This is a genomic window from Streptomyces sp. NPDC093252 (assembly GCF_040683675.1).
GTDB lineage: Bacteria > Actinomycetota > Actinomycetes > Streptomycetales > Streptomycetaceae > Streptomyces.
Genome location: NZ_JBFBEM010000012.1, coordinates 144643 through 155466, shown reverse-complemented (window position 1 = coordinate 155466; position 10824 = coordinate 144643). Strand labels below are relative to the sequence as shown.

At 74.6% G+C, this 10824-nt stretch carries 9 protein-coding genes and 1 pseudogene; 6 read left to right on the top strand and 4 right to left on the bottom strand.

Annotation, left to right across the window (positions count from 1 at the left end; translation table 11 throughout):
- Positions 1–28: 28 nt before the first annotated feature.
- The 3 genes from AB0O01_RS25095 to AB0O01_RS25085 all read right to left on the bottom strand — a co-directional run bounded on the left by AB0O01_RS25095 (position 29) and on the right by AB0O01_RS25085 (position 2468).
- A complete protein-coding gene (locus AB0O01_RS25095; RefSeq protein ID WP_365316693.1) occupies positions 29–283 on the bottom strand; it encodes a hypothetical protein in 255 nt (84 codons plus the stop codon).
- 299 nt (positions 284–582) lie between these two features.
- Entirely contained in the window at positions 583–1803 is a 1221-nt protein-coding gene (locus tag AB0O01_RS25090; RefSeq protein ID WP_365316691.1) for a helix-turn-helix transcriptional regulator, read from the bottom strand.
- A gap of 179 nt (positions 1804–1982) precedes the next feature.
- On the bottom strand, positions 1983–2468 hold the full coding sequence (locus tag AB0O01_RS25085; RefSeq protein WP_365316885.1) for an Lrp/AsnC family transcriptional regulator: 486 nt from the start codon (positions 2466–2468) through the stop codon (positions 1983–1985).
- A gap of 309 nt (positions 2469–2777) precedes the next feature.
- Between AB0O01_RS25085 and AB0O01_RS25080 the strand changes: the two genes are divergently transcribed.
- From AB0O01_RS25080 to AB0O01_RS25060, 5 genes are all read left to right on the top strand, one after another.
- Positions 2778–3914 (top strand): thiamine pyrophosphate-dependent dehydrogenase E1 component subunit alpha, encoded by a 1137-nt coding sequence (locus AB0O01_RS25080; protein WP_365316689.1) that lies wholly within the window; start codon positions 2778–2780, stop codon positions 3912–3914.
- The gene (locus tag AB0O01_RS25075) at positions 3911–4921 is read left to right on the top strand and encodes an alpha-ketoacid dehydrogenase subunit beta (protein ID WP_365316687.1); all 1011 of its coding nucleotides are present in this window, start codon (positions 3911–3913) and stop codon (positions 4919–4921) included. Before AB0O01_RS25080 ends, AB0O01_RS25075 begins: the two co-directional genes overlap by 4 nt.
- Positions 4921–6432 carry a dihydrolipoamide acetyltransferase family protein gene (locus AB0O01_RS25070; protein WP_365316685.1) on the top strand — a complete coding sequence of 504 codons (1512 nt, stop codon included), beginning with the start codon at positions 4921–4923 and terminating at the stop codon, positions 6430–6432. The genes AB0O01_RS25075 and AB0O01_RS25070 overlap by 1 nt, the downstream gene beginning before the upstream one ends.
- 162 nt (positions 6433–6594) lie before the next feature.
- Complete coding sequence (locus tag AB0O01_RS25065) at positions 6595–7458, top strand: NTP transferase domain-containing protein (protein ID WP_365316884.1); 864 nt, start codon at positions 6595–6597, stop codon at positions 7456–7458.
- Positions 7455–8801 (top strand): molybdopterin molybdotransferase MoeA, encoded by a 1347-nt coding sequence (locus AB0O01_RS25060; RefSeq protein WP_365316683.1) that lies wholly within the window; start codon positions 7455–7457, stop codon positions 8799–8801. The genes AB0O01_RS25065 and AB0O01_RS25060 overlap by 4 nt, the downstream gene beginning before the upstream one ends.
- A gap of 51 nt (positions 8802–8852) precedes the next feature.
- On the opposite strand, the gene AB0O01_RS25055 is transcribed toward AB0O01_RS25060, so the two are convergent.
- Positions 8853–9965: a potassium channel family protein gene (locus AB0O01_RS25055; RefSeq protein ID WP_365316682.1), complete on the bottom strand. Its 1113-nt coding sequence runs from the start codon at positions 9963–9965 to the stop codon at positions 8853–8855.
- Positions 9966–10119: 154 nt separating this feature from the next.
- Here AB0O01_RS25055 and AB0O01_RS25050 point away from each other — a divergent pair.
- A pseudogene (locus AB0O01_RS25050) lies at positions 10120–10806 on the top strand (NAD(P)-binding protein); the annotation flags it as partial.
- Between the last annotated feature and the right edge of the window lie 18 nt (positions 10807–10824).

Below are 10824 nucleotides of genomic sequence, written 5' to 3'. Positions count from 1 at the left end.
GCGGTGTCCGAGTCGGTGGGGCCACGGCCTACGTCCAGGTGATCCTGACGGGAGGACCCTCCCGCTGAACACCGTCACCGTCACCGTGACTGTCCCCGTCCCCGGCGCGGCAGCGGACGCAGCGGCACGGGGGCCAGCCCTGCGAGACGGCGGTGAGCGGGCCGGGGGCGGCCCGGTACACACGGCGCCGGGTGCGGCCGACCCGCTGCCCGTCGGGGCGGACGCGGTACGTCTCGATGGTGATGCGGGAGGTTCCGGGTTCGGGAGGGAATCCGGCGTTCACCGGGCGGGCTCCCCGTCGGCGCGGTGCTTCCCGGTGCCGGGTACCGGGCCGCCGAGTCTCCGGTGCAGGGTCATGGAGACAACGGTGACGGAGACAACGGTCATGAGAACAACCGTCATGGAGACAATGCGCACTGTCGTCAGCTCCTCGCAGGCTGATGGCCACGCCCCCGGACCGTTCGCGCGGTCGCGGGGGTCTGCTTCCGCTACTGCTTCGCTGACTCAGCGTGCCGAAACGGCAACGCTCCGCTGTCCCCAAGGTGGGGATGGCGGAGCGTTGACCGGAGGGTGAGGGCCGTGCTAGATGCCGCTCCAGGTGGCGAACGCGCGGAGCTGGTCCGGGGCGCGCCTGCGGGCCCGCAGCAGCGTGCCGACCGTCTCGTGCACGTCCGGGTGGTAGCGGGTCAGTTGCGGGGCTGTCCGGCGGGCCTGCTCCAGGGAGTCCAGCGCGGCGTCGTGGTGTGCGGTCCAGGCTTCCGCGTTCGCCTTGCGGATCAGGAATCCGGCGACCCTGGTGGGCTGGTAGGAGTCGGGCAGACGGACCCCGGTGGCGACGCGCAGCGCCTCCTCGTGGTCGTCCCGGTACATCGCCACGTCGAGGCGGCCGAGCGAGACGTTCAGGTCCCCGAAGGCGAGGGCGTACCGGGTCCCCGGTGGATCGGCCGCCGCGTCCGCCGCCGCACCGGCCTCGGCCAGTTGACCGGCCTGCCCGAGCCACTCCTCGGCGGCGGTGTGGTCGCGCTGGACGGCGGACAGGGCCGAGGCCCGCAGCAGCAGCGTGCCGCGCACCGCCATGGTGGACGGGTCGCCGTCGTCGTCCAGATCCCGCAGGGCCCGTTCGACCAGGGCCACGCCCCGGTCGGGGCGGGACGCCTCGGCGTGGGTGATGACCGCCCGCTCGTAGCGCTCCACCGCGACCTGACGCGGATCGCCGGAGTGCGGGGCGGCCATCGCCATCCGGGCGAGCGCCAGCCGTGCGAGGTCCATGAAGCCGAGCCGGTAGGCGATGATCGCCGTGGTGCGCGCCACCTCCGCCTGCATGTCGTGGGCCCGTTCCCGGTCCCGCCCCGGCGCACTGTGCGTCTGCACGGCGACCGCCGTGTCGGAGATCAGCTCCGGCAGCGCCTCGGCGGCGGCGCCGAACTCCCCCCGGGCGCGCAGCTTCGCGACGCGTGCGGTGCGCTCCGCGAGGTCGTCCGGCGAACACGGCGGGGTGTCCTCCGCCGGCGGGATGTCCCACGCGTCCAGGGCGCTGGCGATCGGCGCGAGCAGCCGGTCGAGCCGGTCCTTCTGAAGCATGTGGATGTAGGGCTGTCCGTGCAGCACGGACAGCGTGACGCCGAGTGCGCGGGCCACCGACGCGAGGACCGAGGGGCTCGCGGGCTGCTCACCGTTCTCGACCCGGGACAGTTGACTGGTGGATACGTGGGCCGTCCGGCCCAGTTCGGCGAGGCTGAGGTCCCGGATGGCGCGGAACTCCCGGATACGGGTTCCGACGTGCCTCTCTGTCTGGTCGGGCATGCTGACTCCCCTGGCGTACTGACATCTCGCAATGTACGCCTGGATCACGGCCGGGAGTACCGCCAACTGCCCACACCACGGACAGGGTTGCCGCGCCCGCCCTCCGGCCCGGCAGCTCCGTCCCTCTCCTCCGCGCCCCGCACCAACACCCCCGCCGGCCAGACCGGAATCCCCGCCCCTCACCCCGGCGGCTCAAGATTCTCCTCCTCGAACACCAGCAGCGTCCGGGTGCTCAGGATCTCCGGGAGCGCGTGCAGTTGGGTGAAGACCAGCTCCCGCAGCGCCCTGTTGTCGGCGACATGGACCAGCAGCAGGACATCGAAGTCGCCGCCGACCAGGGACATGTGCGCGGCGCCGGGCAGTTCGCGCAACTGCTCGCGGACCGTGCGCCAGGAGTTCTGGACGATCTTCAGGGTGATGTACGCCGAGGTGCCCTGCCCGGCGCGTTCATGGTCGACCCGGGCGCCGAAGCCGCGGATCACCCCGTCCTCCACCAGGCGGTTGATCCGGGCGTAGGCGTTCGCGCGCGAGACATGCACCCGCTCGGCCACCGACCGTATCGACGCGCGGCCGTCCGCCTGGAGCATGCGCAGGATGTCCTGGTCGATGGCGTCCAGCGGGCGCGGCGGCGGGATCTCCGCGTCCGGGGCGGGCACGGCGGCCATCGGGGGGTCGCCCGAAAGGTCCCCCGGATGGTCCCCCGGAAGGTCTCCGTTCTCCGGGCCGTCGGCCATTTGTTCAGATGACATCTGCCCCCGCCTCCGTCAGGTGGACGTACTGCGTCCATCTCAGGCTGTGGAGAACCGTTTGTCCACAGCCTGCGGCCGTCCGTAGCCAAAATGTGCCGACTACCGAACAATCGGTAGGGGAGGCGCCGCTCCCCACATCGCCGCTCCCCACCTACGCCCCACCTACGCCCCACCCACGCCTCACCCACACTCCACTCACGCTCCACTCACGAGGAGGTGCCGCACATGACGGTCATGGAGCAGCGGGGTGCCTACCGGCCAGCACCGCCGCCCGCCTGGCAGCCGCGCACGGACCCCGCCCCCCTGTTGCCCGATCCCGAGCCCCACCGTGTCCTCGGCACCCCCCGGGCCGCCGGGACGGACCCCGCCCTGCTGCGCCGCCTCTACGCCGAGACGGTCAAGGGCCGCCGGTACAACGCGCAGGCCACCGCCCTCACCAAGCAGGGGCGGCTCGCCGTCTACCCGTCCAGCACCGGGCAGGAGGCGTGCGAGATCGCCGCCGCGCTGGTGCTGGAGGAGCGCGACTGGCTCTTCCCGAGCTATCGCGACACGCTCGCCGTCATCGCCCGAGGGGTGGACCCCGTAGCGGCCCTCAGCCTGCTGCGCGGCGACTGGCACACCGGATACGACCCCCGCACCCACCGGGTCGCCCCGCTCTCCACCCCCCTCGCCACCCAGCTCCCGCACGCGGTCGGCCTCGCCCACGCCGCCCGCCTCAAGGGGGACGACGTGGTCGCCCTCGCCCTGGTCGGCGACGGCGGCACCAGCGAGGGCGACTTCCACGAGGCGCTGAACTTCGCCGCCGTCTGGCGCGCCCCGGTCGTCTTCCTGGTCCAGAACAACGGCTTCGCGATCTCCGTCCCGCTCGACAAGCAGACCGCCGCCCCCTCCCTCGCCCACAAGGCCGTCGGGTACGGCATGCCGGGCCGCCTGGTCGACGGCAACGACGCCGCCGCCGTCCACGAGGTGCTCACCGACGCCGTACGCCGTGCCCGCGAGGGCGGCGGTCCCACGCTGGTCGAGGCGATCACGTACCGCATGGAGGCGCACACCAACGCCGACGACGCCACCCGCTACCGGGGCGACGCCGAGATCGAGGCGTGGCGCGACCACGACCCGGTGCTGCTGCTGGAGCGCGAGCTGGAGGCGCGCGGTCTGCTCGACGAGGCCGCGAGGACCGCCGCGCGGGAGGCCGCCGAGGCCCTCGCCGCCGATCTGCGGGCCCGGATGAACGCGGACGTGGTCCTCGACCCCACGGATCTCTTCGCCCATGTGTATGCCGAGCCCACCCCGCAACTGCGCGCGCAGGAGGCCCTGCTGCGCGCCGAGCTGGCCGCGGAGCACGAAGGGGCACCGGAATGACCACCGTGGCACCGGCCGTGAAACCGGCCACCATGGCCCAGGCCCTCACCCGCGCCCTGCGCGACGCGCTCACCGAGGACCCGGCCGTCCATGTCCTCGGCGAGGACGTCGGCACACTCGGCGGAGTCTTCCGGGTCACCGACGGGCTCGCGAAGGAGTTCGGCGACGACCGCGTCACGGACACCCCCCTCGCCGAGGCCGGCATCCTCGGCACAGCCGTCGGCATGGCCATGTACGGGCTGCGCCCGGTCGTGGAGATGCAGTTCGACGCGTTCGCCTACCCGGCGTTCGAGCAGCTCCTCAGCCATGTCGCCAAGATGCGCAACCGCACCCGGGGCGCCCAGCCCCTCCCCCTCACCATCCGCATCCCCTACGGCGGCGGCATCGGCGGCGTCGAGCACCACAGCGACTCCTCCGAGGCGTACTACATCGCCACCCCCGGCCTGCACGTCGTCACCCCCGCCACCGTCGCCGACGCCTACGGGCTGCTGCGCGCCGCCATCGCCTCCGACGACCCGGTGGTCTTCCTGGAGCCCAAGCGGCTGTACTGGTCGAAGGACTCCTGGAACCCGGAGGCGCCGCGGAGCGTTGAGCCGATAGGCCGCGCGGTGGTGCGGCGCTCCGGCCGGAGCGCCACGCTCATCACGTACGGCCCGTCGCTCCCCGTGTGCCTCGAAGCCGCCGAGGCCGCCCGGGACGAGGGGTGGGACCTCGAAGTGGTCGATCTGCGCACCCTGGTGCCGTTCGACGACGACACGGTCTGCGCCTCGGTGCGGCGGACCGGGCGGGCGGTCGTGGTCCATGAGTCGGGCGGGTTCGGCGGACCGGGCGGAGAGATCGCGGCCCGGGTCACCGAGCGCTGCTTCCACCAACTGGAGGCACCGGTGCTGCGGGTCGCCGGGTTCGACATCCCCTATCCGCCGCCGATGCTGGAGCGGCACCACCTGCCCGGCGTCGACCGGATCCTGGACGCCGTGGCGCGTCTGCAATGGGAGGCCGAGAGCTGATGGCACAGGTGCTGGAGTTCAAGCTCCCCGACCTCGGCGAGGGGCTCACCGAGGCGGAGATCGTGCGCTGGCTGGTGGAGGTCGGCGAGGTGGTCGCCGTCGACCAGCCGGTGGTGGAGGTCGAGACGGCCAAGGCGATGGTCGAGGTGCCCTGCCCCTACGGCGGGGTGGTCACGGCCCGCTTCGGCGAGGAGGGCACGGAACTGCCGGTGGGCGCTCCGCTGATCATGGTCGCGGTGGGGGCGGACGCGGGCGGCTTCGCCGGGGGGCCGGGGGCGGAGGGTTCCGCCGGTCACGGGTCCGGCGCGGGCTCGGGATCGGGCTCCGGCTCCGGCGCTGCGGCAGATGCCGGTGCCGGAGTCGCGGCCGTGGCTGGCGCTGGTGCCGGTGCCGGTGCCGGGGTCGTGGTCGGCGTCGGGGGCACCCCGCCCCTCGCCCCCGCCAACGGCACCCGCCCCGCCGCCGGGGACTCCGGCGGCGGCTCCGGCAACGTCCTGGTGGGCTACGGCACCACCGACGCCCCGGCCCGTCGCCGCCGCGTCCCCCCGCCCGCGCATACCGCCGTGGCCGCCTCACCCCGCCCCGAGGCGGCCACGGCGGCCCCGGCGGCTCCGGTGGCCCCGGCCGAGGGGCCCGTCCCGGTGATCTCCCCGCTGGTCCGCCGCCTCGCCCGGGAACACGGCCTGGATCTGCGCGAGCTGACCGGCTCGGGCCCGGACGGGCTGATCCTGCGCGCCGACGTGGAGTACGCGGCCCGCGCCGCGCAGGTCCGCGCCCGTGCGCCCCAGGTGACGGCACCGCCGGTCCCCGCCCCCGTCGCGGATGTCTCCCGCGTCCCCCTCAAGGGCGTCCGGGGCGCCGTCGCCGACAAGCTGTCCCGCAGCCGCCGCGAGATACCGGACGCCACCTGCTGGGTGGACGCCGACGCGACCGAGCTGATGCGGGCGCGCGCGGTGATGAACACGGCGTCGGGACCCAGGATCTCGGTCCTCGCCCTCCTCGCCCGGATCTGCGTCGCCGCCCTGGCCCGCTTCCCCGAGCTGAACGCGACGGTGGACATGGCCGCGCGGGAGATCGTCCGGCTGGACCGGGTGCATCTCGGGTTCGCCGCCCAGACCGACCGGGGTCTGGTGGTCCCGGTCGTCAAGGACGCCCAGAACCGGGACGCGGAGGGGCTCACCGCCGAGTTCGCCCGGCTGACGGAGACGGCCCGCGCGGGCACCCTGACCCCCGGCGACCTCACCGGCGGCACCTTCACCCTCAACAACTACGGAGTCTTCGGCGTAGACGGCTCCACGCCGATCATCAACCACCCCGAGGCCGCGATGCTCGGCGTCGGCCGTATCGTCCCCAAGCCCTGGGTGCACGAGGGCGAGCTGGCGGTCCGCCAGGTCGTCCAGCTCTCCCTCACCTTCGACCACCGCGTCTGCGACGGCGCCACGGCGGGCGGCTTCCTCCGCTTCGTGGCGGACTGCGTGGAGCAACCGGCGGTGCTGCTCCGCACCCTGTGAACGGAGAAGGGCGGCGTCCACGCCGTTCCCTGTGATCACCCCGGGCCGCATACTCGGGGGGTGACCTCAGCGGAGCGTTCCGGCAGCGGGTACGAGGGCGCGTCCGGCGACACGTACGGCGACACGTACGGCGACGCGTCTGACGCCGCGTACGACGCCGTCGTGCTCGCCGGAGGTGCCGCGCGCCGCCTCGGGGGTGCGGACAAACCGGGCGTGCGGGTGGGCGGCCGGGCCCTGCTCGACCGGGTGCTCGCCGCCTGCGCGGACGCCCGGACCACCGTCGTCGTCGCCGACCCCCGGCCCACCGCCCGCCCGGTGTCCTGGGCCCGCGAGGACCCGCCCGGCGGCGGCCCGCTCGCCGCCCTCGGCGCCGGAATCCGGCACACCACCGCCGACCGCCTCCTCGTCCTCTCCGCCGACCTCCCGTTCCTCCGGGACACCACCGCCCGGCGGCTCCTGGACGCCCTGACCGGCTCCGGCGCGGACGCGGCGCTGCTGACCGACCCCGACGGCCGGGACCAGCCGCTGGTCGCCGCCTACCGGGCCGCCCCGCTGCGCCGCGCCCTCACCGACCTGGCCGCCGGACACGACGGCACCCTCACCGGCCTCCCCCTGCGCCGCCTCACCCCCACCCTGCACCTCACCCGGATCGCCGACCCGGTCGCGTCCTTCGACTGCGACACCTGGGACGACATCGCCGCCGCCAGAGCACGCATCAGGGAGCATGGGCTCGTGCTGGAAGAATGGATCTCCGCAGTCAAGGACGAACTCGGCATCGAGCTGGACGTCGACTTCCGCGCCCTGCTGGACGTGGCGCGGGACGCCGCCCACGGCGTGGCCCGGCCCGCCGCGCCGCTGACCACCTTCCTCGTCGGCTACGCCGCCGCCCGGGCCGGTGGCGGCCCCGAAGCCGTCGCCGAGGCATCCCGCCGGGCCACCGCCCTCGCCCTGCGCTGGGCGGAGGAGAACGCGGACCCCGAGACCCCGGCCGCCCCCGCCCCCGGCAGCACGGGCGGCGCCGGATGACCGCCCCCGCCGACGACTTCGACGTCGACGAGGTGCTCGCCCTCGTGAAGCGCACCGGCCACCCCCACGCCCACCCCCACCCGAGCCCGCGCACGGTCCCGGCGACGGTCACCGCGGCAGCCCCCCGCCACCGCGCCGCCACCCCCTGGCCCGAGGCCCGTGAGACCGCCGCCCGCGCCGCCCGCCCCGGCCCCGGCGCCCCCCGCCGCACCCCCGCCCCCGTCCCCCTGGACACCGCCCTCGGCCGCACCCTCGCCACCCCCCTCGCCGCCCTCACCGACCTGCCCTCCTTCGACACCTCCGCCATGGACGGCTGGGCGGTCGCCGGACCGGGACCCTGGACGGTCCGCGAGGACGGCGTCCTGGCCGGGCACGCCCCCGCCGCGCCGCTCGCCGACGGCGAGGCCGTCCGGATCGCGACCGGCGCCCGGGTCCCGCCCGACGCCACCGCCGTCCTGCGCAGCGAGCACGGCCGGCCCGACGACAAGGCCCGGCTCCACCCCACCCGCGAGATGAGCCACGGCCAGGACATCCGCCCGCGCGGCCAGGAGTGCCGCACCGGCGACCAGTTGCTGCCGCCCGGCACCCTCGTCACCCCGGCCGTGCTCGGCCTCGCCGCGGCGGCCGGGTACGACACCCTCACCGTCGTCCCCCGCCCCCGCGCCGAGGTGCTGATCCTCGGCGACGAACTCCTCACCGAGGGCCTCCCGCACGACGGGCTGATCCGCGACGCCCTCGGCCCCCTCCTGCCCCCCTGGCTGCGCGCCCTCGGCGCCGAGGTCACCGCGCTCCACCGTCTCGGCGACGACGCCGACGCCCTCCACAAGGCCATCACCACCAGCGACGCCGAACTGATCGTCACCACCGGCGGCACCGCCGCGGGCCCGGTCGACTTCGTCCACCCCACCCTGGACCGGGTCGGCGCCGAACTCCTCGTGGACGGGGTGCGGGTCCGCCCCGGGCACCCCATGCTGCTCGCCCGGATCGGCCCCGGCCGCCATCTGGTCGGCCTGCCCGGCAACCCGCTCGCCGCCGTCTCCGGCCTGCTCACCCTCGCCGAACCACTGCTGCGCACCCTGGCGGCCCGCCCGGCCCCGCAGCTTTACGGCCTGCCGCTCCGGGACGCCGTACAGGGGCATCCGGACGACACCCGGCTGGTGCCGGTGCTGCTGCGCGGGGAGGCGGCCGTACCGCTGCGCTACCAGGGCCCGGCGATGCTGCGTGGCATCGCGGCGGCCGACGCCCTGGCCGTCATCCCGCCGGGCGGGGCGGAGGCCGGGCAGAAGACGGAACTCCTGGACCTGCCCTGGACCGGGACGAGCCTCACGCCATGTTTCACGTGAAACACACCCCCCCAAGCCCAGCCCGCCCCCGACCCGGACCCCGCCCCGCGGCTACTCCACCGCCGGTACCGGCCTGCTCACCGTGATGACCCGGTCGCCGGGGCGCAGGGCCGACAGGCGCTGGTCGGTGTAGTCGAGGACCTGCTTGCCGCGGACCGCGGCCACCACCAGGTCCGCGCAGTCGCGCGGGGAGCGGCCGATCTCGTCCTCGCGGACGCCCCGTTCGATGAGGTCCAGCCCGCTGCCGAGGGTCATCAGATCCTCCAGCAGCCGGGCCACGGACGGGCTGATCATGGACACCCCGAGCAGCCGCCCGGCGGAACTGGAGCTGGTGACCACGGTGTCGGCGCCGCTCTGCTGGAGCAGCGGCACGTTCTCGTCCTCGCGCACGGCGACCACGATGGTGGCCCGCTTGTTGAGCTGCCGGGCGGTCAGGGTGATCAGCGTGGCCGTCTCGTCCCGCTGCGGAGCGACGATCACCTGCGCCGCCGTCTGCACCTCCGCCTTGCGCAGGGTGTCGGTGCGGGTGGCGTCCCCGGTGACGGAGACCAGCCCGTCGTCCGCGGCGGCGCCGGTCGCCTTGCGCTGGGCGTCCACGACGACGATCTGCTCCCGGGGGATCCCCTGCCCGGTCAGGGTCTGCACGGCGTGCCGCCCCTTGGTGCCGTAGCCGATGACCACGACGTGGTCGCGGGTGCGGGAGCGCCAGCGGTGGATGCGGACCTGCTGGCGGGTGCGCTCGGCGAGCACCTCCAGGGTGGTGCCGACCAGGATGATCAGGAACATCACCCGCAAGGGGGTGATCACAAAGATGTTGGTGAGCCGGGCCGCGTCGCTGACGGGGGTGATGTCGCCGTAGCCGGTGGTGGAGAGGGTGACGGTGGCGTAGTAGGCGGCGTCGAGGAGATCGACCGAGCCGTCGGAGTTGTCGGTGTAGCCGTCGGCGTCGACATAGACGATCAGCACGGTCAGCCCCAGGACCAGCATGGCCAGGGCGAGCCTGCGCAGCACCTGCTGGAGGGGCGGGCTGGTGCCCAGGGTGGGCATCATGATGGACCGGCCGGCCTCGGCGTCGTCGCGCGCCTCGACCCGGGAGCGCGACCACAGGCTGCGGAAGATGGACAGCCCGGTCCGGTGGACGCCGGGTCGCTCGTCCCCGCTCATCGTGTGCCCCCTGTGACGGTGTGCGTCGCCGAGATCGTTGCGGTCGGCACCATGGTGCTGGACGCTACCTCACGGTCCGGGCGGCGGCGCGCGGCGGTGGGGGAGCGGGACAGTAGGTTCGGGGGCATGGATCCAGGGCGTTCGGAGGCTTGTCGTGCGTGATCACGTGGTTGTCGTCGGCTTCGGCACCAAGGGGCGGTCGGCGATCCGCGCGGTGTGCGCGGCCGGGGTGCCCAAGGACCGGGTGGTGGTGATCGACCCCAGCGGCAAGGCCATCGCGGCGGCCGAGGCCGAGGGCTACGGGGGTGTCGCCGGGGACGCCACCCGCAGCGCGGTGCTGCTCAAGGCGGAGGTGCAGCGGGCCGGGAAGATCATCGTGGCCCCGCAGCAGGACGACACGGCCGTCCTCGTCACCCTCACCGCCCGGCAGTTGAACGCCGAGGCGAAGATCGTCGCCTCGGTGCGCGAGGAGGAGAACGCGCCGCTGCTGAAGCACTCCGGCGCCGACGAGGTGATCACCAGCGCGGGCGCGGCGGGCCGCCTGCTGGGCCTGTCGGTGCTCAGCCCGGCCGCCGGTCTGGTCATGGAGGACCTGATGCGGCAGGGCAGCGGACTGGACATCGTCGAACGGCCGGTCACCCGCGCGGAGACCGGCCGCCGCCCGCGCGAACTGGACGACCTGGTGGTGAGCGTCGTCCGCGGCCACCGGGTGCTGGCCTACGACGACGAGGCGGTCGGGGCGCTGGAGCTGACCGACCGGGTGATCACCATCGTGCGCACCGAGCCGACCACGGACGAGGCCCCCGGCTGGATGACCCGGGGGCCCGAGCGGCGTCCGTGACGCGGAGGCCGAAGGGCG

Bases quoted from the DNA above. Each gene is read 5' to 3' on its own strand.
- AB0O01_RS25090 (WP_365316691.1), bottom strand. From the start codon at position 1,803: ATGCCCGACCAGACAGAGAGGCACGTCGGAACCCGTATCCGGGAGTTC.
- AB0O01_RS25085 (WP_365316885.1), bottom strand. From the start codon at position 2,468: ATGGCCGCCGTGCCCGCCCCGGACGCGGAGATCCCGCCGCCGCGCCCG.
- AB0O01_RS25080 (WP_365316689.1), top strand. From the start codon at position 2,778: ATGACGGTCATGGAGCAGCGGGGTGCCTACCGGCCAGCACCGCCGCCC.
- AB0O01_RS25075 (WP_365316687.1), top strand. From the start codon at position 3,911: ATGACCACCGTGGCACCGGCCGTGAAACCGGCCACCATGGCCCAGGCC.
- AB0O01_RS25070 (WP_365316685.1), top strand. From the start codon at position 4,921: ATGGCACAGGTGCTGGAGTTCAAGCTCCCCGACCTCGGCGAGGGGCTC.
- AB0O01_RS25060 (WP_365316683.1), top strand. From the start codon at position 7,455: ATGACCGCCCCCGCCGACGACTTCGACGTCGACGAGGTGCTCGCCCTC.
- AB0O01_RS25055 (WP_365316682.1), bottom strand. From the start codon at position 9,965: ATGAGCGGGGACGAGCGACCCGGCGTCCACCGGACCGGGCTGTCCATC.